The organism is Blautia sp. JLR.GB0024, from assembly GCF_037000545.1.
Taxonomy (GTDB): domain Bacteria; phylum Bacillota; class Clostridia; order Lachnospirales; family Lachnospiraceae; genus Blautia; species Blautia celeris.
Genome location: NZ_JBANBF010000016.1, coordinates 1 through 23,942, shown reverse-complemented (window position 1 = coordinate 23,942; position 23,942 = coordinate 1). Strand labels below are relative to the sequence as shown.

Below are 23,942 nucleotides of genomic sequence, written 5' to 3'. Positions count from 1 at the left end.
ATTATCTCCTTTATTATTTATACAGATCATCCTTTGATGCCACCCGCGATCATACCCTCCATAAACAATTTTTGGCAGGCAAAAAAGATGATCATAACAGGTATGACAGATAAAACTGCTCCGGCAAACAACAGGTTATAATTATTTCCATATGGTGACAGATAGGTTTGAAGTCCTACTGTCAAAGTGAAATTTTCGTTTTTGGACATTACAATAAGGGGCCAGAGAAAGTCGTTCCATGCATTTGTGGCCTGCAAAATAGTCATGGAGGCAAAGGCAGGTTTCATTAATGGGACCATTACTGTTAAAAATATTCTTATTTCTCCGCACCCGTCAATCCGTGCTGCATCCATAAATTCCGGAGACAGTGATTGGGCATATTGCATAAAAAAATAAATTGTAAATGCTGAGACTGCAAAAGGAAGGACAACTCCTAAATGTGTATTTAACAGGTTAAAGCTTTTTATTTCGTTGTATAACGGGATCATAAGTGTCTCTACGGGAATCATCATCGTACTGAGGATAAGAACTACTAATAATTGTTTTCCCTTAAATTTGTACATGGAAACACCATATCCCACCATGGAGGAAAAACCGATAGAGAGCACTGTGAATAAAATAGTTATGATACCACTATTTTTAAACCAACTGAAAAACATGCCATTGTTATCAGTAAAGAGTAATCTGTAGTTGCCTATGTCCAGCATATCTGATGTTATTTTTAGAGCAATACCGTTTTTAAAAACAAGGCTCATATCATTCACACAAGAAGTAATAATCAAATATATAAAAGGAATCAGAGATATGGCAGCTATGATACAGAGCATAAAAGTTACAAATATCTGATATAACTGTTTTTTCTTTTTATCTATCATCTCTTTTCCTCCTTCCTGCCTATACCCAAGGTTTTAATATAAATAAAGTTTAATACCATCAGGCAGATAAACAAAACTACAGACATTGCGGAAGCATAACCCATATCAAAATGTCCAAAGGCAGTCCTGTATATATAAAGTACAATAGTCAATCCGATGTCCCCGGGAGTTTTGCTGTTTGGCCATAAAACATAACTCTCTCCAAACATTCTTAATCCACCGTATGTAAGTATGGTTATTACAAAAATGAGAATGGGTTTTACACCGGGCAGTGTGACGTGGCGAAAACGCTGCCAGGCAGAAGCACCATCCACGTGGGCGGCATCATATAATTCAGGTGATATCGTTTGCAAAGCGGATAAAAAATATAAAACATTGGTTCCCAGATATCGCCAGGTGGAAGTAAATACAAGAGCAACAATACCGGTTATTTTAGTATCATATAGCCATTCTTTGGGGCTCATTCCGATAAACTGCATAAGTGTATTCAACGGGGTGTCAGAATTGCTTGCAAAAAACAGACGAAAAAAAATGCCTGCCACTATAATGGATGTCAATGCCGGGATATAGATTGCGGAACGGAAGATATTTTTAAGAGGAGTAAATTTATGATTTAAAAGTACGGCCAATAATAAAGCCAGTACAATATTTACGATAATGATACCAACCGTAAACCCCAGGCTATTAAAAATGGCAGCACTAATATGAGTATCAGAGGCAAGCCTTTTGTAGTTATCCAACCCGGAAAAATTATATGTATTAATACCCTCCAGTTTGAAAAAACTTGTATATATCATATTGATCATGGGATACAGCATAAAAACTAAAAAAGAGCAAATGAATGGTGCACAAAAAATATAAGGTGCGGTTTTCTGAGTTATTATTTTTTTTCGTTTCATATAAATAACCCTCCCGGTCAAAAAGATTGGGCTGCCGCAGGACAATTTCGGCAGCCCATGATTATTAGTTACTGAGCATTTTTTATCTCATCCGCAGCACTGTTTAATGCTTCCTCAGGAGTTGCACTTTTCTCACCTAATACTCTAAACAGGATGTCACTGGAAATAAGTGAGTTGGCCAGAGAATATTTAGGAGATGCAGTGATATTGGATGTATGGAATTTATCTTTCATGCTGATGACAACGTCAAAGATATCTTTGCCAAAATAGTCAGTATATTTATTGGTCTCTTTCATTACATCAGTATCCCAAATATCCCATCTGAGAGGATCAAATCCAAGAACATTCCATATTTTCGCGGCACCTTCTTTACTTATTTTAGCTTCAGCCAAAAAGCGTTTTGCCAAATCTGGTACTTTGCACTGTGTTGTGATACTTGTCGCGGTTCCGCCAAAAACCGGATATTGGCTGTTTTCATCCCATACAGGCGGTGCTGCCACTTGGATTTTTCCTTTTAATTCCGGCATATAGTCTGTGAAGCGTCCCATATACCACAGGCATTCCAGCATAGATGCGGCTCCTTCCTGGGCCATGAAACCATAATATTCTTCAGTATGGAAACCACCGCCAGGAGTAGTTACAGCGGTACCATCTTCAAGCATACTCAGCATAAAATCAAGTACCTCTGCATTCTCTTTACTATTTATAATACAGGTACCGTCTTTGTCAAAATAATCTCCACCTTTTTCGCCAGTCATGATATAGTAACTCCAGGAGTCATTTACTTCAAAGGTTATAATTGGCTTTCCAGTAGCAGCAAGGACTTTTTTTCCTGCCTCGTGCAGGTCATCCCATGTAATAATATCTTCAGCTTTTACTCCTGCCTGATCCAAAATCTCCGTATTATAGAACATGATAGGGGCACCTACATGATACTCAATACCGTAATAATTTCCGTCATAATTATAAATATCCAATACCGGTTCAAGAAAATTTTCCTTTTCAGGTTCAATAATATCGTTCAGTGGTACAAAAACTTCGGAATCACCCTGAACAAAATCACTGAATCTTGCAACATTAACATCAACCAGATCGGGAGCTCCATCTCCGGACTGCAAAGTGATCAGCAGTTTACTGTGCATATCTTCAGTTGGATAAGTTTCAGTCTGTAATTCAACTAATTCATCCGGATGATTTTGGTTCCATGTTTTTACCGCATCCTGCATAAATTCCGTATGCTGTTCCACATAAGTCCAAAATGTAAGTGTAGTTACATTATCGGTGGAATCCTTGGTATCCTTAGTCTGCTTATCATCCTTATTTTGTTCGCTTTCTGTTGATGAGGCATCTTTGGATTCTGAACCGCAGCCAGATAGTGCAGAAAAGGCTAATGTGCCGCAAAGCAACAAAGAAATAACCTGCTTTTTCATAAATCTTCTCCTTCTTGTGTGTTTTCTTGAATTTAATGACGTCATTAATCTTTTTGATAGATATATCATACACAAGCAGCTATTGATTTACCATTAACAAATTTATCCTCTATTCTCATTATTTTGTTCAACTATTTTAATATATTCAGAAGGTGTATACCCATAGGTTTCTTTGAATAGTAAATAAAAATAGTTGTAGTTATGTATGCCGACGTCCAGGGCGATTTCCTGAAGTGATGTATTACCTTGCAGGATTTTTTCCTTGGCATGTTCCATCCGTATCTGGTTTATAAAGTTTATAATATTTACACCCTGGGTTTTTTTAAATATGCGGCTCAGATAAGAGGGGCTGACCGCAAATTTTTCTGCAATACTTTGCAGGCTGATTTTATGCTGATAGTTTTCTATTATATAATCAGATATTTTTTTACATAAGGAGCTCTGTTTTAATACCTGGCGTTTTTCCTTTGCCAGACGTTGGAGGGAAAACAGGGTTTCTATAAGGGAATTTTCCATATCCTCAAGTGTGTTAAATTTATCAAATACATCATAAGGATTCGTTTCTGCGAAAACTAATGCATTGTCAAGTTGATATTCGTTCACTTTTTTAATGATATAACTAATGAACTCAACATAAAATACCTGCAATTGATGCTTCATTATTCCTGAGCTTTTGATGTCGGTAAATAGTCTGGAAATATAGTCATTGATATCGTTCTGACCCAGAAAGATTAATTCTGTCAATTGTTGTTTTTGTTTTGGGCTGAAACGTAATATATTCTTCTCAGTGATTGATGTATTTTGAGAAAGAAAATTTTTATTTCCTTTAAAATATTCCTGAAGCAATAAGTTCTTTATATAGTCACTTTTTGGTTTGATCATTTTGTGACCGGAAAGAAAATCTGATATTACAAAGGATAAGTCCAGATTGCAAAACCTTTTAAGTACAGTGCGTATTTGTTTTGCAAGGTCAACAACTTCATCTGTAGAATTGCCCTTTGCCTGAAATACCAAAAGAATAATACCTTTATCTAAGGATACCAGAAAGAAGTTGTGATAATATTTTATGGTTTCATCTATTAACATTCGTATAGTCGTGTCGTCTATTGATACTTTTGAGGAATCTTCAAAATAAAGGTCAATACCACATATAGCAAGAATTAATTCGCCTTTCACCCAGCCAAGGGCAGTTTTTTGAATCAGTTTTTCTAAGTAATCTGTATCTGGCATTTCTTTACTGACAAGTTCGTAGATTAAGTGCTCACGTTCTTTCGAGATGGAAAATCCATCTTTGTCCTTATTTTCTGTATTTATTTGCCATATAGTTTTTTTTATAATATCATTGATACTATTTTCGGTTATCTGGTATTTTAATAGATAATCAACTGCACCGTTTTTCAGACTGCTGCGTACGTATTCAAAATCATCGTATGCGCTTAATACTATGATTTTTGTCTCTTTAAATCCATTGCTTATATAATTGATCAAGTCTATGCCGTTAGATCTTGGCATACTGATATCAGTGAGTATAATATCAGGTTTATACGTATTGAAAGCATCTATTGCCTGTTTGCCATCAGATGCTTCGGCAACCATTTCACAATTTAATGTTTCCCATTGTATCATTTTCTTTAATTGTACTAATACTATGGGGTCATCATCTACTAACATAATTTTATACATGGTGTTCCTCCCTGGATTCGGATATAGGATTTTTTGTGATAACAGGCAGATTAATTAAGATAGTTGTATAACTTCCTTTTTCACTTAAAACTTTTAAACCATATTGGTCACCCATCATAAGTTTTATCCTGTTGTTTACATTGCTGACACCTAATCCGCTGAATCTTGAATTCTTTTCCACAGTATTATTTTTGGAGTCCAGCGCTAATTCTTCTATTCTCATGCCAACACCGTTGTCTGTTATAGAGAATATCAGTTGGTCATTTTTGCATTTGCCTGCTATAGTGATGAGCCCTCTTCTGCAAGAAGGTTCAATACCGTGGATAATGGCATTTTCTACGATTGGCTGGAGGATAAAGCGCGGCATTTGAAAATCCAAAATCTGTGGGGATATTTGGAATTCCACATCAAATTTTCCCATTAAACGATAGTCCTGGATAATTATATAGTTTTTGATCAAAGAGATTTCTTCTTGTACTGTGTGGAGGCTGTCGTCATTTTTCATGCTGTCTCTGAGCAATTCAATAATTGCGTTTATAATAGTTTCTATGGATGTTTCCTTTTTTAACTTGGCTATAAAAGAGACAGTGTTCAAAGTGTTTGCTAAAAAATGAGGGTTGATCTGAGCTTGTAAAGCCTGGATTTCCAACTTCCTCTTTTGACGCTCATTCATTTTTATATTATCCAACAATTGAGTTATTTCTTCGGCCATTTTGTTAAATTGCCTTGTTAGGATCGTAAGTTCATCATTTCCATCCTCCACTAATTTTAATGAAAAGTCTCCTTTTTCAAATGATTTAATTCCTGTTATCATTTTGTTGATTGGCGAGATTATGGTAATGGAGAATGCTAAGGTAAAAATGATACCAAATATGATTCCTATAAACCCTACCAAAAGAAAATTTTTCAATATAATCTTTAGATCAGATTGAAGATAGGTGAGTGGAATAAGTGCGGCCATTTTCCATTCCGCTTGCTCTATAGGAAAATTATATATCATTGTATTTAATTCGGAGAAGTGGTAATTATTACCAGTAATGTTGTGGGAATCCTGAATTTCTTTAAGTACATTATTATTTGGATATATTTCTCCGACGGGAGTATTAAGATCGGCAGATGAAATAACAATGTCATTATTGTCTATGATGAATACCTGCATGTTCATGGTACTGGAAATTTTTTCGTATATATTTCGGATTTTATCTTCTTCTATAGCCATTATCATATATCCGATAATCTTACCGTCAGATTTCTTTTTGATGGCTTTACCTAAAAGTATATAATTTCTATCATTATTTACACCGGAAGCAATTCTTTTTTCGTAATTATGATTAATGGCTTTCCAGACACATGCACCGTTGTACGAGTGGCATATGTCTAAAAATTCATTAAAATAATCAGATTTTAAATTTACAGTGAACGTGTTATTTCCATAGACATTGAGTTTTGCTCCTGTTAATGTGTAAAGTGTTATTTCGGATACAATATTGTCAAAGACATATTTTTTGCTCATTTTATCGGTAACGGCTATTTTTACTTTGTTTTTCATTCGCTCATTATAATCATTGTAATTGATAAGTACATCTTGGATTTCTTCAAGATAACTTATTTCTATGCTGTCATTTCTTACTTTTTCTATTTTTTCATTTATACTTGTACTTATTTGTGTTAATGCTTCACTGATTGAAAGATTGACTTTATCCTGAATAATCTCACTGCTTTTATTATAGAGCAGAATCCCATATAGTGTTATAGGGAGCAAAGTTACAAAAATAAACATAACAAATAGCCTTTTAAAAATATTAACAGTTCGTAATTTTAAGATGTAAAACTTGAAAAAATTTTTCCAGTGTTTCATTGGTCTATTAGCTCTCCCCTCAGTGCTTTCTCTACAGGTATTAAGTTGCTGACATAAGGATGTTTGCCAGAAAGAACGTCATCATAAAACGCCTGCTTCCAGTCAATATATTCAACATGGTCTTTCAATTCTTCAATGGAAGCTAAAAGAGCGTTCCGTTTTTTAGTAAACATTTCTTTCCTTTGATGAATCGTAGACTCGTCCTGCATACATAAATCCAGATATTCTTTCATTTCCTGAATGTTCATATCACATTTTTTCAGACAAATCAGGTTTTTGCTCCATTTCAAATCTCGTTCATCAAAAATCCTGCGGTTGTTTTATCTCGTTTTACATTATGAACTAATCCTTTATTACAGTAATATTTTAAGGTCTGATAAGTCATATTGGCTTCTTTACAGACCTGCATCATAGTATACATTTTCCAATCCCCCGTTTCATACATAAATAAAAATAGAAATTTACAAAAATCTCTTGACCGATAGTTATAATCGGTTGATACAATCATAGTGTACAGCAATGGGTAACAAAAAACAATGGTGCAATTTTATGAAAGTGTGTGGTCTGCCTGCAAAGTCAAAAGAATTAAAATCAAAAGTGGAGATTGCATAAGAAAAAAGGAGGACATAATAGTGAATGTGAAATCATCCATGTAGGAAACAAAGGGATTCGGGGATGTACAGCCTGCCGGGCATGTGCCGAGAAGGCCAAATGTGTGTTTGATGATTATGTCAACGAGATTGCGCCTAAGTTTGAGGCCTGTGATGGACTTATTATTGGCAGTCCGGTATATTATGCGTCCGCCAATGGCACGCTGGTGTCATTTCTGGACCGGTTATTCTTCAGCACGCCCTTTGATAAGACAATGAAAGTGGGAGTAAGCGTTGTGGCGGCCAGAAGGGTTGCAGGGAATACGGACACTGGCAAATAATATGTCATTTCTTATAAAATCCATTGCACTTGGGAAAGAGCGGCTGGGGATGCCGGAAAAGGAAGCTATGCAGCATACAAACTTTATCCGTTAAAAAGGATTATTATCTGAATCGGATGTTTATAGAAATACGGTTTATGATATGACGGAACCCGAGTGACAATCGGCTTTAGCAGTGTGATATAGGCGGGAATTTGGCTGCGGGCAATCCATACAATGTGACAGGTGTACTATAATTAAGGGAATTGTGCTTATATGATAGTAATATCTGCGCAGCTCTTTTTCTGCGCCGATGGAGTATTTTACCGCTGATATTATTTATTGCCAGGATAGCGATTTCCGTCGTCAAAAGGCGGCAGGTTGTTTCATAGGAACACCCCGCAAACCTACATGAAATCAGCCGACACCCCGGGATTTGTCAATTTTTTTACCTTTAATATTCCTGATCCCAATAATAACAAAAGGGATGCCAAACACTATTCAAATTAATAGCTCATTTCGTTTCATTACTTCATGCTGTTGCTCATAACTCTGATTGTTCGCTTGGGCACCATTTTACCCTTTGCAGGACGGTTTTTTACAAAGCAGAATTTTTGGTGAATGAAATAATGTAGATTTTATAATGTTAACTTAAATTAAAATATAAGTTGACAATTTGAGGATGATTGATTATACTTCTTTATGTAAAGAAAAGCACAGCCACAAAACAAGCGGTAAAACCGTAAAAAATGTTTGAGAAAAGCTTTTCTATAAAATCAGGAAAGATTTATGCCGTCGAACAACAGGCGGAAAAGTCGAAATAAGTTTTGCAACCTCGGAGGAAAAGTATATGGAAACAGCAATGCCCAGTAAAAACAAGAAAATGAGTACCAGACAGATGACGATCATTGCACTGATGACAGCGGTAACCTGCATTTTAGGCCCCCTGGCCATACCGCTGCCGTTCAGCCCGGTGCCGATCAGCTTTACCAATCTGGCCATCTATTTCAGCATTTTTGTGCTTGGCACTTATTCAGCAACCGTCAGCTATCTGGTGTACCTGCTCATTGGAATGGTAGGACTTCCGGTGTTTTCCGGATTTGCCGGAGGATTTGGCAAAATGGCAGGCCCGACGGGCGGATACCTGGTGGGATTTATTTTCATGGCGCTGATTGCCGGATTTTTTGTGGACAGATTTCAGGGAAAAAGAGTGCTGCAGGCAGCAGGAATGGTTCTGGGAACCGTGGTGGCTTACCTGTTCGGGACTGCATGGCTCTGCGTTCAGGCCAATCTGTCCTTTGGCGCGGGCCTGGCAGCCGGGGTGATTCCCTATGTGCCCGGTGATCTGATCAAGATTGCGGCTGCGCTGGCTGTGGGACCGGTACTTCGGAAGGCTGTGAGAAGAGCAGCGTAAAATAACAGATACAGAGAAAAGACAGTGTGATGTGGACACTGTCTTTTTTTTGCAGTTCGGAAAGGAATCCGTGGCTCCCTATATAACAAAAAGATCCGGGCGCTGCCGTCCCTTCCCGGGGAAAGGTGCATGATGCGCAGGATAATCTTAAATAACTGTAAAAAACACTTAAAATATATAAGGGGAATATTCTGAAAATGAGTTATAATAAACAATAATATTATGGGCGGAGGGAGAAAGGACGGAGCAGTCAAATTAGGGCCTGTGGAACAATTGTGTTCTTGCGGCATTTGCGGAAGATGATAGGGGCAATGTCATGGCGGAATCCATGGATCTTGTGGAGATGGAAAGACGGATCACCTTCCTGGGAAGCGGAAAATTATCCTGTATCTCAGAGGCGGGGATACTTGTACTGAAAACGGATACCTTTGCAAGATGCATTGCAGGATGATGCCCGCAGGCGACTGTGCTCCGGCGCGTAAGTCCGGCTTAGAGCGTGTTTGAAAGTAAGGATTTATGTGGAAAACCAGGATTATAAATATATTTTGATATATAAATAATATCTTATCTCTGATATAATAAAAAACAGATAACAAGAGGTATTGGTAAATTTTGAAGGCCCCTCTGTAGCAGACTGTGCTGATTTAAATGTCAGTATCCGGGGCGCATAAATGTTTTAGTGTGATATCTGTGTCCGGACACCGGAAAAATTTACCTCAAAACAAAAAAGCGGAGGAAGAGTATGGCACATTCAAAGAGTCAAAATGCCTGTCTTGTATGCGGCAAAGAGTTAATTTATCATGAAGAAAGCGTGGAAATGGAGTGCATATACTGCCATAAAAAATTTATGAGTAATGCGGCCTGTGCGGACGGCCACTATGTATGTGACACCTGCCATTCTAAAAAAGGGATTGAAGCCGTAAAAGAGATCTGTCTGCATAGTAAATCAAAGAATCCGTATGAAATTGCGGTTCAGATGATGGAAACCCCATTTATCCATATGCATGGTCCGGAAAATCATGTGCTGGTGGGAGCTGCTCTGCTGGCAGCTTATAAAAATGCAGGCGGTGACATCGAATTGGATACGGTAATAGAAGAGATGAAAAAACGCGGCAGTCAGGTGCCGGGAGGTACATGCGGCTTTTGGGGATGCTGCGGTGCAGCAGTCAGCACCGGGATCTTTGTCAGTCTCGTCACAGGTGCCACACCTTTAAGCGGAAAAAGCTGGGGTCTTTCCAATCAGATGACATCCAGGGCGCTGGCACAAATCGGAGCCATTGACGGCCCCAGATGCTGCAAGAGGAATGCTTTCCTTGCCATGAAAGAGGCCGTGCGGTTTGCAGAGGAGCATTTACCAAACGCAGAAGGCAAAAAGATTCAGATGGAACTGCCGGATGAGATCATATGCACGTTTACAAGTAAAAACCATCAGTGTATCGGGAAAAGATGCCCGTTTAATGCGGTAAACCATAAAAAGAAAACAGAATGATTACGGCTGCAGCCAGATAAAGGGGCTTTCATCGGGTACAGTGGATAGATTCCAAAATGAGGTGAAACATATGATTATATACACAGCAAGACACGGACAGACAGAATGGAATGCCCTCCATAAAGTCTGCGGCAGAACAGATGTGGATTTAACCCCGGAAGGATATAAGCAGGCTGAAGCATTGGCCGAAAATGTATCCGGGTGCCGCATCCATATGATCTATTCCTCACCCCTGCGCCGCGCGGTGGAAACCAGCAGAATAATTTCAGAGCGAATGGGAATCCCCTATTTCACAGACAACAGACTGATGGAACAGGACTATGGCATTTACGAGGGCGTGGATAGAAAAAATGAGGATTTTCTGAGGAATAAGAAAAATTTTGCGTTCCGTTATCCCAGCGGGGAATCCATGATGCAGACTGCCGTTCGTGTGTATGGGCTGTTGGATGAGATCAGAGAAAAAGAGGCGGGTAAAAATGTTTTACTGGTCAGCCATGGCGGAGTCTGCCGGGTCATCAGATCTTATTTTGTGGATATGACAAACGAGGAGTATTTCAATTATACGCAGAAAAACGGAGCTCTGGAGGTATACGAATACAGATGAAAGACAGTTTGAACAGGGTATTGGGCATGCATGTCAAAGTGATCATAGACAGGCCTCTGGGCAGCTATCATCCGGAACACAAAGACCTGTATTATCCCATTAATTATGGATATATCGAAGGAATCCTGGCTGCTGACCAGGAGGAACAGGACGTCTATTTTATGGGCATCCATGAACCTGTCGAATGTGCGGAGGGTGTTATCATCGCTGTGATCCACCGGAAAAACGATGTGGAGGATAAGTGGGTGGCAGCTCCTGAGAATATGAAATTCAGCACTGATGAGATAGAAAAGGCAGTGCATTTTCAGGAACAATACTTTGATCATGAGATTCTGATGCAGGATACGCATGAATAAAAGGGTATCAAACACAAACAACGAAAGAAGGGATAAGATGGGAGAACTATCAAAGCTTCTGAATATCGGCCCGGTGGTAGAAGAACAACTCAATCAGGTCGGAATCACCACTTATGACCAGTTAAAAGAAATAGGAAGCAGGCAGGCATGGTTAAAGATCAAAGCCATCGATGATTCTGCCTGCATCCACCGTCTGTATGGTCTGGAAGGGGCAGTACAGGGAGTGAAAAAGAGCCAGCTTTCACCGGAAGTAAAAGCCGAATTGAAAGAATTCTATCATCACTGTAAATAACCGATAAACAAATCCTGCCGCCCGTAAAATCCACATGCCGGTTCAGGAAAGAAATACAGCCGCACAGTATACGGAAGAATCATACTGTGCGGCTGTTTTATGTCCTTATGCTTTAGAGGGTGCATGAGACAATTGTTTACTTACTTAAGCCGTTAATCATTTCAGAAAGTTCCTGATCATCGCAGCTAAAAGGAAGGGTGAGTGTATTTCCCGGTTCCTGATAGAGAGAGACAGTTTCCAGTGCGTGGGGATTACCTGCCCAGGCACGCCTTGCGACACCACACATGACATCATAGTTCACTGCACGGCAGATGATTTCATCCACCTCAGGAGAACCGTCCAGGAGCAGGCCGTAGCCGCAGCTCTGAGAATTGCCGATGCCGGTTCCGCCGCCGTTGTGCATGGTCATCATGGTCATTCCCATGGCAGCGTCACCGCCGTAGACAAGTGCGGACATGTCTGCGGTTATGTTGCTGCCGTCATGGATGTTGGAGGTTTCTCTTGAGGGTGCATCCACACCTCCGGTATCCATGTGATCCCGGCCCATCATGATAGGCCCGGTTTTGCCTTCCCGTACCAGACGGTTGAAGGCAAGCGCGATCTTTTTCCTTGTCTCGCCGTCCTGATAAAGGATTCGGGCCTGAGTACCGATGACCAGATTGTTTTCACCTGCGTGTTTGATCCACAGATAGTTGTCATAGTCCTGGAACCGGCGGTCTTTGTCAATACAGTCCATTGCGGTCTGGTCTGTAAGTGCAAGATCTTCCGGTTTTCCGCTTAATACAACCCAGCGGAAGGGTCCGTAACCATAATCGAAGAGGGTCGGCCCCATGAATTCTTCCACAAAGGATTTGTAGATGAATCCATCCAGATCATTTTCTCCGTTCCGGCACACTTCTCTGATTCCGATGTCATACATTGTAGTAGTCAGACTGTTACCGTAATCAAAGAAATAGGTGCCTCTGGAACGCAGGATTTCGATCAGTTCGTGATGCCGGAACAGTGTTTTCTTTACTTTTTCTTCAAATAAAGGTTTGTTTTCGGCAAGCATTTTTGTCCGCTCTTCAAAGGTAAGACCCTGTGGACAGTACCCGCCGTCAAATGCCACATGGCAGGATGTCTGGTCTGTGAGCAGGTCGATTTTCTGGTCTGTTTCCACTGCGTATTCCAGCAGATCTACAATATTTCCATGGAAGGCAATGGAGACAGGTTCCTTTTTTTCCTGATATTCTCTTGCAAGGGAAAAGGCTTCTTCGGGGGTACGTGCCATGGATTTTATCCATCCCAGGCGCATACGCAGTTCTATTTTAGAGACGTCTACCTCTGCGATGATGCCAACGCCCTGGCAAAGCTCAATGGCTTTACCCTGCGCCCCGCTCATGCCCCCAAGGCCTGCTGAAACCAGCAGGTTTCCGCGGAGGACTTCCTCATTGCTTTTGTGAAGGATCTGCCTGGCTGCTGCCAGGAAGGTAGAATACGTACCGTGCACAATTCCCTGGGAGCCGATATAAAACCAGCCTCCGGCGGTAAACTGACCATAATTGGTGACTCCAAGGGCAGCGCAGCGATTCCACTGTTCCAGATTATTATATTTACCTACCATGAGACCATTGGCAAGAATGACCCTGGGGCAGGAGCGGGCTGATTTGAAAAGTCCTACGGGATGACCGGAGCTGACCACAAGAGTCTGTTCTTCTGTGATTTGTTCCAGGTATTTTTTTATGAGCCTGTACTGCATCCAGTTCTGGCATACCTGTCCGGTTTCTCCGTATGTGACCAGTTCGTAGGGATAAAGTGCCACATCAAAATTCAGGTTATTGTCGATCATGACCTGAATGGCCTTTCCGGCCAGGCATTTCCCTTTGTATTCGTCCACGGGTTTTCCGTAGATAGCTCCGTGGGGACGGAAACGGTAGCCGTAGATCCGGCCGTGTTCCATAAGTTCCTGGTAAAATTCAGGAATGATCTCCCGGTGGTATTCAGGGGGAATATAACGCAGAGCGTTTTTGAGGGCAAGCTTTACGTCTGCCTCACTCAGTGCAACCTCCCGCTTCGGTGCCCGGCGTACTGCCGGGTCGAAGGTACCGGGGGAGGGGAGAGGCCCCTCCCATGCATATAAAATAGTGTCCATATTGTATATCCTTCCCTGCCTTTACAGACTGCGTGCCAGCTCGTAGGCATCCCAGACTGCATACATAATATTGCGTACTCTCCGTGCGTCACCCAGCAGATAAATCTCATTTTCTTCCAGGCTTAACTGCTCGTAAAGTGAATTGTTGGAGGTATATCCGATGGCACAGACAAATGTGTCAGCGTCTAATTTGTGCTCTTCACCGTCTTTTGTGTAGGTCACCGTGTTTCCTTCGATGCATTTGACGCCTGCGCCTGCAATCTGCTGTACATGGTGGAAGTGCAGCAGATCCTTCAGCATGATCTTATTCATATGGGGAACCGGTGCCCCTGCAGATAAAATCTCAGGCAGGGCTTCCAGTATCGTCACCTGTTTTCCGTTTTCAGCCAGGTCAAGGGCCAGTTCGCATCCTACAAGACCGCCGCCGATGATGACGGTATGGCTGCCCGGTTTGATCTCGCCGGAGAAGATGCGCTCTGCAGGGTACATATCGTGATTTCCCGGCAGACGGAGGGTCCGCGGCGTGGAACCGGTGGCAACGATCACGGCGTCATGGGGATAGGATTTCAGGGTTTCTGCCGTAACAGCAGTATTGTAATGAATCTCCACACCCATTTCCTCCAGGGTTCTCTGATACCAGTCAATCAGCTTTAAGTCATCGTGCTTGAATGAAGGTGCACCTGCCAGATGAAGGGAGCCGCCCGGCCGGCTGCTTTTTTCCAGGATGACAGGGGAATGTCCTCTGAGTTTCAGGACTCTTGCTGCCTCCATACCTGCCACGCCGGCGCCGATGATGAGAATCTTTTTCTGTACACATGCGGGCTTCAGATCATAGTATGTCTCTCTTCCGCAGGAAGGGTTCACTGCGCAGGAAACAGGTTTGGCGGTGATAAGCCGATTCATACAGCCCTCATGGCATCCGAGACAGGGGCGGACAAACTCGAATCTGCCGCTTCGGATTTTATTTACCGTGTCAGGGTCAGCCAGAAGACTTCTGCCCAGGGCGATCAGGTCGGTTTTGCCATCCCGCAGGGCTTCGGAAGCCAGGTCCGGATTTTCCATGCGTCCGGCAATGAGGATGGGGACATCCATTTCTTTTTTCAGAATTTCGCCGAAGGGAAGGTTCATTCCCTTTTCAAAATACATAGGCGGATGGGACCAGTACCAGGAATCATAGGCTCCGGCATCCACATCCAGTGCATCGTAGCCTGCTTTGACCAGAATCTTGGCAGCTTCGATACCTTCCGGGATATCACGGCCGAGTTCTTCAAATTCTTCGCCGGGAAGGCCACCTTGGCGCACGCCTTTTATGTAGGATTTTAAACAGTAGCGAAGGATGACCGGGAATTTCTCACCGCATTTTTTCTTGATATTCTGTACTACTTCACAGGCAAACCGGAGACGGTTCTCCAGGCATCCGCCGTATTCATCCGTCCGTTTGTTAAAGAACGGAATGGCAAACTGATCCAGAAGATATCCCTCATGGACGGCATGGATTTCAATACCGTCAAAGCCTGCCTGCTGGCAGATTTTTGCCGTATCGCCGCATCGTTCTACGATGGTATGGATCTCATCCACGGTCAGTTCCCTGCACATAAGGTTCTCATCCCAGTAACTGCTGATCGGGGAGGGGGCGATGGGGGGCTGTCCGCAGAGAAGGTGAGGTTTCAGCACACGGCCGAAGCCGGCAGTGAGCTGAGTGAAAATTTTGGAGCCGTAAGCGTGGACACGCTCACACATTTCCGCTGTGTTCATGATAAATGTGGAAGGGTTGTCCGTGGGGCACGGCATGGTTCCGTCCACTGCTTTTTCAATATCGTTTTCCGCGTAAATGGTACCTGTGATGATGAGGCCCACACCGCCTTTGGCCCTTGCCACATAGTATTCAATTCCGCGTTCGTTAAATGTATTCTCAGCGGTTACCATACCGCCGGTGCCCATGGCTGCCATCACATATCTGTTTTTCAGGGTACAGCCTGCCAATTGGTAAGGCTCAAATAAAATTTTATGGTTTTCTTTCATGATTTTCACACTCCGAATATAGATTTACCGGTTTGTCACACCAGTATTTTTGCCATCAGCGCTACCATTGGAATCAGAATGATGGTGCGGATGAAGAAAATTTTAACAAGGTCTCCGAAGCCTACGGGAATATCAGATTCCAGCATGGCGTTGGCACTCTCCGTAAAGAATATGATCTGTGATGTGGACAGCACAACAACGAAAAACGCACTGGCCGCAGCCACAGCTTTGCCTTTGATCAGGGTTGCCGGTATGGACAACGCAAAGATTCCCACAATGGAGGAAGCAGCGATCTGCTGTGCATCCGGAAGTCCTAAGAGACTTAAGATCGGTGCCATGGGAATGGCGATCCATTTGGCAATAGGTGTATAATTAAAAATCAGAAGGCAGATAACGGAAAGGGATACAATAAAAGCATTTACCTTGATACCAAACATAAAAGAAGATTTCAGCTGTTCTAAAAATACAGTGAATTTTGTTCCCGATGCTTTTTCCAGAGCATCCTGGTACGCGGTGGGAAATGTCTGGCCACTGTAGTGTTCCGGTTTTCTCTGGGCCTCTGTCTGTACGGTTCCGTCAATATAGGTATCCGGTTTTCTGGACAGCGGAGGAATACGGATCATAATTGCCGCCAGTACAAATACACAGATAAAAGCCGCCAGTACAACCTCGCTGTAGAGATTTTCTATTCCTGCAATGGATGACAGGAAGGCAAAACCGCCCAGACTGGCAATACTGAAGTTGGTGGTGATGGAGCTGGCTTCTCTGGCTGTATATACTTTCTTCTGATACAGGTCATTGGTGATCATAACGCCTGCCGCGGGAGCTGCCACAAAGGAAGAGATAGCATCCACAGCCGATTTGCCGGGTACCTTATAGACACGGCGCATGATCGGCTCAAGCAGTTTTCCCAGAAATTCCAGAAAACCGAATTCTGTGATAAAGGCAACCAGGGTTCCGGCTACCATGATGGCAAAGAACGAATCAGCGGCAATGCTCAGAGAGGTCTCTCCGATCTCCGGGTCTATAATGGGAGCAGGCCCAATCTGGAAGATAGCCATGACACTGAAAATAGCTGCAGTGACATAAGTAAAGTAGGAGAAAAGATTATCTTTCTGATAAGTACTTTTCAGGATGCCGGGTACATTTTTTCCGTATTTTACATAGATGCTGGCTGCCAGTACAACAAGGCAGGAAATCATAACAAAAATATACTGGACTTTTGGACCAAGTGCAGTCTGAATGATGTCCATGATATGTACCATGGGCACTTTTTTGTTGCCATTGTAAGGAATGGTAACAAAGAAAAGAAAAACACCAATAATACTGCAGATAAAGAAACGTACTTTAATGCTTGAGCTGTATTCTTTTTTATTTTCCATATTTAACTCCTATATTCTTTAAAAGACGATGGGGCCGCAGGCGTTTTCCACTGCCTGGAGCAGGCTGTCATCAGCAAGCAGTTCTTCACAGGTATTGATTTCAGGGTAGAGCTCACGGTCTTTGTCATAGAATGGGATTCTGCTGCGGACCATGTCATAGGCTGCTTTTGTTCCTTTTCCAAGCGCACCCTTTTTACCGGCATCTGACTGGCTTCTTAAATCAATTGCCTGGCAGGCACAGAGAATTTCCATAGCCAGTACACGACGTACATTTTCGGCAATATCCCGGGCTGTTCTTGCGGAGATGGTGCCCATGGATACATGGTCTTCCTGGTTGGCGGAAGAAGGAATGCTGTCCACGCAGGCCGGATGAGCCAGTATTTTATTCTCAGATACCAGGGCAGCAGCACAATACTGCACGATCATATAACCGGAATTCAGTCCGCCGCCCTCTACCAGGAATGCGGGAAGTCCGTAGTTGAGGGCCGGATTTACAAGACGCTCAATACGGCGTTCTGCCACATCTGCAAGTTCAGCGACAGCGATACCGAGGAAATCAAAGGTGAGAGCCATGGGCTGTCCGTGGAAGTTTCCGCCGGAAATGACCTCCTGGGTCTCCGGGAAGATGATCGGGTTGTCTGTTACCGAGTTCATTTCCACTTCTATCTGGTCAATAATGTAATTCAGGGCATTTTTAGATGCACCGTGAATCTGGGGCAGACAGCGCAGGGTGTATGGGTCCTGTACGCGAAGCTCGCCCTGCTCTGTCGTCATCTGACTGCCTTCCAGCAGTTCATTTAAAATGCGGGCGGTGTCGATCTGGCCTTTGTGCGGGCGGGTGAGATGGACCTGTGGTTTCAGCGCTGTTGTGATACCGTTCAGTGCTTCAAAGGAGAGGGCTGCCGCGATATCTCCGTATTTGATCAGGCGGATGGCATCATATACTGTGAGGGCTCCCACAGCGGTCATGACCTGTGTTCCGTTGATCAGCGCAATGCCTTCTTTTTCATGAAGGTTGATGACAGGGATCCCTGCTTTTTCCATGGCCTCTCTGCCCGGATAAATGTGTCCCTCATATTCAGCAAGCCCCATGCCCATCATGGGAAGCACCATGTGGGAGAGCGGAGCCAGATCGCCGCTGGCACCCAGAGAGCCTTTCTGCGGAATGACGGGGTGCAGATGTTTGTTCAGCATGGCAACCAGGGTTTCCACTGTCTCGAGACGTGCACCGGAGAAGCCTTTTGCCAGATTGTTCAGACGGAGCAGAATGATGCCGCGGACTACTTCTGCCGGGAATGCCTCTCCGGCTCCCACTGCATGGGTCATGATCACGTTTTTCTGAAGCTGTACACAGTCCTCTTTGGAAATGACAACATCGCTGAATTTGCCGAATCCTGTGGTAACGCCATAAACGACTTCTTCGCGTTCTACAAAGTCATCAATGATTTTTCTGGATGCACGGATGCGTTCCACTGCCTCCTTGTCCAGTTCCACGAAAGCGTCAAAACGGCAGACTGCCACCAATTCGTCCAGCGTCAGTGTTTCTCCTGTTATTACTACTGTTTGCATAAAAAATCCTCCTCTTTTTTATATGTGGTTTTTCTATAAACTTCACACGCTTTTCTTTTATTATAGACAACAGATGTCAGTTTATCGTCACTTTCTGACTTGACATGTCATGCAAATTAAAGTTTTAACAGGAAAAAGTGAAAAAGGAGGAGATGTTCAGGATGACGATTCAATGAATTCTTTACGGAATGCGAAAATTCAGATATAATGTAAGGCAGATATTTCAGATATGTTCCAGTGACATAAACTATATATCAGCAAAGGGGAAAACAGGAAAAATGAAAATTACGGTTCATTTTCTGGGAAAACCGGAGATCATCAGGGACGGGGTCCGGGTGGTGATCCCGCAGAAAAAGATTCAGGCATTGCTATTATATCTTCTTTTTAATGAGAGCTGTTCCAGGGATGAGCTGGCAGCCCTGTTCTGGGAGGAGCAAAGTGAGGAGGGAGCCAGGCGAAATCTGCGGAACAGCCTGTATAAGCTGCGGACACTGTTGGGGGATGGTGTTCTTGTGACCATGGGGAAAGAGTATATCAAGCTGGACCCGGAGATAGAGATTGTCAGGGATACCGATGTATTTCTCATGGACAATGGTGAAAAATATCTGCTGCAGATGGAGAACTGCTGCTTTTTAGATAAGTTTCATCTGAAAAATTGTGTCGGGTTTGAAAAGTGGGTGAGCAGTATTCAGAATGTGTATGAGAAGCTGTTTGTGGACCGTTTTCTTCCTGCCATGAAAAAATGCATGGAGAGAGAGGATTACACTGCGGCGGAGGGATATGCAAGGAAAATACTGCTCCTGGACCCTTATCAGGAGAGGGCCTGCTGTGCGCTGATGCAGATTTATGCGGCGCGCAGGGATTATAACAAGGCGGTACTGGTCTATACCGGGTTTGCGGAGAATCTGAAGAAGGATGTGGGAGTGGAGCCGGAGCCACGTACAAAGGACCAGTATGAAAAAATCCTGCTCATGCGCAAACGGCGCAGGGAGGAAGGGGACGGCTCTCTCTACGGCGGCCATCTGCAGGCTGTGGCAGAGCTCTCCAAGGAGTATCTCAGATACAGCCGCAGGGAGGAGGCGGATATCTGCATTCTCTGCGGAAGTGTTGGCATGGGGAAATCCATGGTCTTAAAAACGTTTATTGAGAGTATGGAGAACGCAAGGGTGATCTCCGTGGAGTTCCAGGTTTCAGACCAGCAGGTCAGATATCTGGCTTTGGAGAAAGTGATGGAGCAGATCTGTGACAGATGCCGTATTGCTCTTCCCCAGGAGAATATGGAATTCTTCGGGGGAAACAGTGATATCTGTTACAGGAACCGGATGGAGATCATGATGAAGGCGGTCAGGAGAAAGGACGGCAATTATATTCTGCTGCTGAGGAACATGGAATCCGTGGATGAACAGAGTCTCAATCTGCTTATCTCCTGTTTTTTTGAGCGTTACAGAAGAGACTTCTTTATATTAATGGAATACTGCCCCAATTTTCAGGCACAGCCGCAGCTTCTGGCACGCCTGGAATCTGTGTCACGGGTGAGGGTGGTGAGACTCCGCCATCTGACGGAGGAGGAAAGCAGAGCATATCTGGTGGATGCCCTGGGAGAAAAGTTTCCGGAAAAACTCTCCTCCCACAGCATCTATGAATATACAGGCGGAAACCTGAGGTTTCTGAAGGATGTGGCGGAAAATATCCGTGTAGGGGCAGAAGAGAATTTTCAGTTTCTGCCGGAGACGGAGAGGACACTGGAGAGGCTGTTTTCCGGATTCAGGCAGGAGGAATACGAGTATCTGGAGTATTTGTCTGTGATGGAGCACGGTACCGATGTACAGCAGCTTAGCAGTATGCTGGAAGAAAACTCCGTGAAGGTGATGAAGATCCTGGATTTTCTCATGCGAAGAAGGCTCCTTTCCGAGACCGGCGCGGGAAAGCACAGGATGCTGAAAATACGGGAAAAAATGGTGCGGGACATGATATATGAACGCACCTCCCAGTTTAAGCGGCTGGAACTTCACAAGCTGGCGATCCGGTATTATGAAAAGATATACCAGAAGAACAGAGGGGTATATTTTTATCTGTCCGAACTGCGGTATCATTACAGTTTTACAGACTGCGAGTATGAGAAGCTGTATTATGATATTATGAATCTGCAGTATGTGCTGGACTATTACGATGAATTTTTCCCTACGGTGGTCAATGATGAAGATACGAGAAAGAGTTTAAGGCTGGACAGGGAACGCATTTATCAGGATATGGACGAGTATACCCAGCGCCTGGAAGCCATGGAGGATGAGGTGGATTTCAGGGATTATGAGGAGCTGCATATGGTCCTTGATTTCCTGGCAGGGCGTTCGCTCACACGTGACGGCAAGCGTAAGCAGGGGATCGTGTATATCCAGGAGATGATAAGGCGCGCCAGGGAGCTGGAACGGACGGATATGCTTCTCAAGGGATACGTGGAATTGATCTGCTTTGGCCTGAAGGAGGGCAGTGTCAAGTGGATGGAAAAGTATCTGAAGGAGGCAAAATCCACAGAGAACCTGAAGGCTTATGCCAGGGAGAGAGGGGTACTGCTGAGGCTGGAGGGATACTGCAATATCCTGAAAGAAGAGTATGACAAGGCAGAAAATCTGCTGCTCTCCTCCATCCAGTTATTTGAAAGCCCGAAGATGAAACGGGCCAATTATTTTAATGTGGCAGGCGCCTATGACTATCTGGCGCTGATCTACAGGCGGCGCGGGGAGTATGAGAAGGCCGGTAAGATCATGGAGAAAGCCATCTGTCTCTGCCAGGAAAAACGCGTGACAAAGAGCCTGGATCTGTTTTATGAGGATTACGGATATATTTTATATCTGCAGGGGAACTATGGGGAGGCAGAGCGGTATTTTCAGAAGAGCGCCAGAATCTACGATGAGTTCGGTACCTATTGGCTTCGTTCGGTGGGGGAATGCTGCATGTCCGTCATCGCCCTGTCCAGAAAAGAGGAGGACAAGGCGCTGGAACATTTCCGTATGGCTGAAATCTTTTCACAGAAAGATATGACAGCGGAGGAACTGAAAATGCTGGAGGATACCAGGGCAAGGCTGAAGGCGGCAAGAGTTTTGAGGTGAGACAGTAACGGTTCGGTGGTCTGAATGGTTACTCGTGATTTATTGGGCAATGGTATACCGGGTATTTTTGCCTCTGCCCTGTTGGGATAAAAGTTTGTACTGCAGCATTCGTTTGATAAGACGGTTGGAGGTGGCCTGGCTGACAGTCAGCAGGTCCTCCACATCCCGACGGGTGACAGCACCCTGCGTTTTTGCCAGGCTTAAGACCTGTTCCATCATTTTGGATTCCGGAGTCTGTTCTGTACTTATCCTCGAATCTGCATTGAGATTGGGGAGTATGATTTTAAATGCATTACTGCTTGTCTTGATCTGTGGTGTCTTCCCTGTTCCCCAGTAGGCACTCATGATTTTTTGTATACCGGTACCGTAGGCTTCAATAAGTTGGAGACGGTAGAATATGTTGGCCAGTTTCGGGTTGCGGCATACAGAGAGGCCAAGCATAATATCATCCAGAGAAATTCCGTCCGGCAGGCCGCCGATGGAGACAAATTCCAGCCGGTCGGGATATATGCTGATTAGAGTGGCCGCACTGTAAGAGTATTCGCGGTGGACTAAGGCGTTGAGTAGTGCTTCACGTACAGCAGATTCCGGATAATCGCGGTTGTCAATACGTCTCAGTTTGTCAAATTCCGCATGGGTTTGATTTCTCAGGTCAATATAATCATACACATCAGTGAGCTGCTTGAGCAGGGAGCCGGAAAACTCTCGGCGGTCTTTAAAAACGCTCTGGTCATCTGTTTCAAAAACAGCAGCCTTGATCGTATGGGTGCACTGGTCTGAGAGAAGCTGGCCAAGATTAGTATAGAGATTATCGTGATTCAGGATACCAAGTGTTTTTTTCTGTGTGGTTTCAAAAGCAATCTCTCTTTGAGAAAATTCTGAAGCCGCGGCATAGAAAGTCAGCTCCTGTTCCAGAGAACGTATGGATTCAAAACTGTCTCCATCGGTGTCTTTTATCATACGACGAATCGCAGTGTCTGTTGCCGGTACAGAGGAGGTGCCCTGCCTTACATAGACGCCCTCCGGGCGCAGTCCTTTTTTGGACAGGTAATAAGGACGTTCTGTACCACGTTGTATATGGATCGCTGTTATATTTTTGCCATCATAATTTAGTGTTTCATAATGAAGAAACATGGTAATATCAGGTTTAATGCTGTCACGCACCATATTTGCAATCTGCTGTATTGTCTCATCGGGATTGTGAATTCCAGTGATATTACCGCTGTCATCCACTCCTATATATAAAATACCGCCGTTGCTGTTTGCAAAGGCAATGATTTCTTTTTTTATATCGTCCACAACAATTCGTTTCAGTTCTGTTGTTTCATTTTCCTGAAATATCATAAAAATACCCTCCTTTTCTTATTTTACGTTTTACGCTGTTGTTCGGATTTCTGTTTTCTTTGTAACGCATGTACGTGGATTGCATTACATTCTAACATCCGGCTGTCTTCTAAACTGCGATATTCTAATTACATTCTACTCATTCTTGTCATACTTGTCAAGGCAATGAGAATAATAAATATTTGCGGAAAGAATGTTTTTTTAAGATTAATGCAATAGGGAAAAATGTTCTTTTACTAATAACCGGAAAATGATTCGTAAGTTTGCAAATGCTGATTTTTATATGGTATAATAAAACAGACTGTGCTATAATCAAAACAGAATTCCTCTGCCTGTGCGGAGGTTATATATAAATCAAAACAGAAAACCGGCACAACTTTTATTTAAGGATAATTTTATGTTCGATGCAGTTATGGTGCATGAGGAAATCTGCCGTGATTTTCTGGAATTAGCTGTAGGCTTTCCAATCGAGAAGGTGGAGATCAGCAAAGAGAAAAGCATGATTTACCATCCGGAATACCGGGGCATACGGCTTGACATTATCGCCCGGGATGAAAACAGGACCCACTATAATGTG

General features: G+C 43.4%; 19 protein-coding genes and 2 pseudogenes. 9 read left to right on the top strand and 12 right to left on the bottom strand.

The annotated features are described in order from the left end of the window. Positions 1-26 precede the first annotated feature (26 nt). The 7 genes from V8Q34_RS23350 to V8Q34_RS23320 form a co-directional block, all read right to left on the bottom strand. Positions 27-875: a carbohydrate ABC transporter permease gene (locus V8Q34_RS23350; RefSeq protein WP_227210214.1), complete on the bottom strand. Its 849-nt coding sequence runs from the start codon at positions 873-875 to the stop codon at positions 27-29. After that, complete coding sequence (locus tag V8Q34_RS23345) at positions 872-1,774, bottom strand: carbohydrate ABC transporter permease (RefSeq protein ID WP_054351007.1); 903 nt, start codon at positions 1,772-1,774, stop codon at positions 872-874. Before V8Q34_RS23345 ends, V8Q34_RS23350 begins: the two co-directional genes overlap by 4 nt. Before the next feature lie 68 nt (positions 1,775-1,842). Beyond that, on the bottom strand, positions 1,843-3,204 hold the full coding sequence (locus V8Q34_RS23340; protein ID WP_103732990.1) for an ABC transporter substrate-binding protein: 1,362 nt from the start codon (positions 3,202-3,204) through the stop codon (positions 1,843-1,845). Between the two features lie 102 nt (positions 3,205-3,306). Further along, a complete protein-coding gene (locus V8Q34_RS23335) occupies positions 3,307-4,887 on the bottom strand; it encodes a response regulator transcription factor (protein WP_103732989.1) in 1,581 nt (526 codons plus the stop codon). Then, complete coding sequence (locus V8Q34_RS23330; RefSeq protein WP_118593819.1) at positions 4,880-6,745, bottom strand: sensor histidine kinase; 1,866 nt, start codon at positions 6,743-6,745, stop codon at positions 4,880-4,882. Before V8Q34_RS23330 ends, V8Q34_RS23335 begins: the two co-directional genes overlap by 8 nt. Then, positions 6,742-6,993, bottom strand: a complete 252-nt coding sequence (locus tag V8Q34_RS23325; RefSeq protein ID WP_306800695.1) for a hypothetical protein — start codon at positions 6,991-6,993, stop codon at positions 6,742-6,744. The genes V8Q34_RS23330 and V8Q34_RS23325 overlap by 4 nt, the downstream gene beginning before the upstream one ends. Positions 6,994-7,031: 38 nt before the next feature. Then, positions 7,032-7,130: a hypothetical protein gene (locus V8Q34_RS23320; protein WP_335836449.1), complete on the bottom strand. Its 99-nt coding sequence runs from the start codon at positions 7,128-7,130 to the stop codon at positions 7,032-7,034. 249 nt (positions 7,131-7,379) lie between these two features. On the opposite strand from V8Q34_RS23320, the pseudogene V8Q34_RS23315 reads away from it, so the two are divergent. The 7 genes and pseudogenes from V8Q34_RS23315 to V8Q34_RS23285 form a co-directional block, all read left to right on the top strand. Beyond that, a pseudogene (locus V8Q34_RS23315) lies at positions 7,380-7,770 on the top strand (flavodoxin family protein); the annotation flags it as partial. A 735-nt stretch (positions 7,771-8,505) separates the two neighbouring features. Beyond that, positions 8,506-9,069, top strand: a complete 564-nt coding sequence (locus V8Q34_RS23310; protein WP_225305268.1) for a biotin transporter BioY — start codon at positions 8,506-8,508, stop codon at positions 9,067-9,069. A 316-nt stretch (positions 9,070-9,385) separates the two neighbouring features. Beyond that, the gene (locus V8Q34_RS23305) at positions 9,386-9,520 is read left to right on the top strand and encodes a hypothetical protein (RefSeq protein ID WP_335836432.1); all 135 of its coding nucleotides are present in this window, start codon (positions 9,386-9,388) and stop codon (positions 9,518-9,520) included. A 291-nt stretch (positions 9,521-9,811) separates the two neighbouring features. Next, entirely contained in the window at positions 9,812-10,558 is a 747-nt protein-coding gene (locus V8Q34_RS23300; protein ID WP_033140243.1) for a DUF5714 domain-containing protein, read from the top strand. A gap of 70 nt (positions 10,559-10,628) precedes the next feature. Continuing rightward, positions 10,629-11,162, top strand: a complete 534-nt coding sequence (locus V8Q34_RS23295) for a histidine phosphatase family protein (RefSeq protein WP_033140242.1) — start codon at positions 10,629-10,631, stop codon at positions 11,160-11,162. Next, positions 11,159-11,518 (top strand): inorganic pyrophosphatase, encoded by a 360-nt coding sequence (locus tag V8Q34_RS23290; protein ID WP_335836431.1) that lies wholly within the window; start codon positions 11,159-11,161, stop codon positions 11,516-11,518. Before V8Q34_RS23295 ends, V8Q34_RS23290 begins: the two co-directional genes overlap by 4 nt. Before the next feature lie 37 nt (positions 11,519-11,555). Further along, positions 11,556-11,810: a TfoX/Sxy family protein gene (locus tag V8Q34_RS23285; protein ID WP_033140272.1), complete on the top strand. Its 255-nt coding sequence runs from the start codon at positions 11,556-11,558 to the stop codon at positions 11,808-11,810. Positions 11,811-11,946: 136 nt separating this feature from the next. Here the strand turns inward: V8Q34_RS23285 and V8Q34_RS23280 are convergent, their stop codons facing one another. Genes V8Q34_RS23280 through hutH form a run of 4 tightly spaced genes read right to left on the bottom strand, consistent with a single transcriptional unit; the run spans position 11,947 to position 18,914 of the window. Next, the gene (locus tag V8Q34_RS23280) at positions 11,947-13,941 is read right to left on the bottom strand and encodes a urocanate hydratase (protein ID WP_335836430.1); all 1,995 of its coding nucleotides are present in this window, start codon (positions 13,939-13,941) and stop codon (positions 11,947-11,949) included. A 21-nt stretch (positions 13,942-13,962) separates the two neighbouring features. Further along, positions 13,963-15,963 (bottom strand): oxidoreductase, encoded by a 2,001-nt coding sequence (locus tag V8Q34_RS23275; RefSeq protein WP_033140240.1) that lies wholly within the window; start codon positions 15,961-15,963, stop codon positions 13,963-13,965. A 35-nt stretch (positions 15,964-15,998) separates the two neighbouring features. Further along, a complete protein-coding gene (locus V8Q34_RS23270; RefSeq protein ID WP_033140239.1) occupies positions 15,999-17,345 on the bottom strand; it encodes a YjiH family protein in 1,347 nt (448 codons plus the stop codon). Between the two features lie 18 nt (positions 17,346-17,363). Next, on the bottom strand, positions 17,364-18,914 hold the full coding sequence (hutH, locus tag V8Q34_RS23265; RefSeq protein WP_033140238.1) for a histidine ammonia-lyase: 1,551 nt from the start codon (positions 18,912-18,914) through the stop codon (positions 17,364-17,366). Between the two features lie 278 nt (positions 18,915-19,192). Here hutH and V8Q34_RS23260 point away from each other — a divergent pair, with 278 nt between their 5' ends. Continuing rightward, the gene (locus tag V8Q34_RS23260) at positions 19,193-22,021 is read left to right on the top strand and encodes a tetratricopeptide repeat protein (protein ID WP_033140271.1); all 2,829 of its coding nucleotides are present in this window, start codon (positions 19,193-19,195) and stop codon (positions 22,019-22,021) included. Between the two features lie 39 nt (positions 22,022-22,060). Here the strand turns inward: V8Q34_RS23260 and V8Q34_RS23255 are convergent, their stop codons facing one another. Further along, positions 22,061-23,365 (bottom strand): RNA-binding domain-containing protein, encoded by a 1,305-nt coding sequence (locus V8Q34_RS23255; RefSeq protein ID WP_033140237.1) that lies wholly within the window; start codon positions 23,363-23,365, stop codon positions 22,061-22,063. A 397-nt stretch (positions 23,366-23,762) separates the two neighbouring features. On the opposite strand from V8Q34_RS23255, the pseudogene V8Q34_RS23250 reads away from it, so the two are divergent. After that, positions 23,763-23,942 (top strand): annotated as a pseudogene (locus tag V8Q34_RS23250) (Rpn family recombination-promoting nuclease/putative transposase); the annotation flags it as partial.

Bases quoted from the DNA above. Each gene is read 5' to 3' on its own strand.
- V8Q34_RS23305 (WP_335836432.1), top strand. From the start codon at position 9,386: ATGGCGGAATCCATGGATCTTGTGGAGATGGAAAGACGGATCACCTTC.
- V8Q34_RS23275 (WP_033140240.1), bottom strand. From the start codon at position 15,963: ATGAAAGAAAACCATAAAATTTTATTTGAGCCTTACCAATTGGCAGGC.
- V8Q34_RS23300 (WP_033140243.1), top strand. From the start codon at position 9,812: ATGGCACATTCAAAGAGTCAAAATGCCTGTCTTGTATGCGGCAAAGAG.
- V8Q34_RS23345 (WP_054351007.1), bottom strand. From the start codon at position 1,774: ATGAAACGAAAAAAAATAATAACTCAGAAAACCGCACCTTATATTTTT.
- V8Q34_RS23325 (WP_306800695.1), bottom strand. From the start codon at position 6,993: ATGAACATTCAGGAAATGAAAGAATATCTGGATTTATGTATGCAGGAC.
- V8Q34_RS23340 (WP_103732990.1), bottom strand. From the start codon at position 3,204: ATGAAAAAGCAGGTTATTTCTTTGTTGCTTTGCGGCACATTAGCCTTT.
- V8Q34_RS23320 (WP_335836449.1), bottom strand. From the start codon at position 7,130: ATGACTTATCAGACCTTAAAATATTACTGTAATAAAGGATTAGTTCAT.
- V8Q34_RS23330 (WP_118593819.1), bottom strand. From the start codon at position 6,745: ATGAAACACTGGAAAAATTTTTTCAAGTTTTACATCTTAAAATTACGA.
- V8Q34_RS23255 (WP_033140237.1), bottom strand. From the start codon at position 23,365: ATGATATTTCAGGAAAATGAAACAACAGAACTGAAACGAATTGTTGTG.
- V8Q34_RS23260 (WP_033140271.1), top strand. From the start codon at position 19,193: ATGAAAATTACGGTTCATTTTCTGGGAAAACCGGAGATCATCAGGGAC.
- hutH (WP_033140238.1), bottom strand. From the start codon at position 18,914: ATGCAAACAGTAGTAATAACAGGAGAAACACTGACGCTGGACGAATTG.
- V8Q34_RS23310 (WP_225305268.1), top strand. From the start codon at position 8,506: ATGGAAACAGCAATGCCCAGTAAAAACAAGAAAATGAGTACCAGACAG.
- V8Q34_RS23270 (WP_033140239.1), bottom strand. From the start codon at position 17,345: ATGGAAAATAAAAAAGAATACAGCTCAAGCATTAAAGTACGTTTCTTT.
- V8Q34_RS23335 (WP_103732989.1), bottom strand. From the start codon at position 4,887: ATGTATAAAATTATGTTAGTAGATGATGACCCCATAGTATTAGTACAA.
- V8Q34_RS23295 (WP_033140242.1), top strand. From the start codon at position 10,629: ATGATTATATACACAGCAAGACACGGACAGACAGAATGGAATGCCCTC.
- V8Q34_RS23285 (WP_033140272.1), top strand. From the start codon at position 11,556: ATGGGAGAACTATCAAAGCTTCTGAATATCGGCCCGGTGGTAGAAGAA.
- V8Q34_RS23290 (WP_335836431.1), top strand. From the start codon at position 11,159: ATGAAAGACAGTTTGAACAGGGTATTGGGCATGCATGTCAAAGTGATC.
- V8Q34_RS23350 (WP_227210214.1), bottom strand. From the start codon at position 875: ATGATAGATAAAAAGAAAAAACAGTTATATCAGATATTTGTAACTTTT.
- V8Q34_RS23280 (WP_335836430.1), bottom strand. From the start codon at position 13,941: ATGGACACTATTTTATATGCATGGGAGGGGCCTCTCCCCTCCCCCGGT.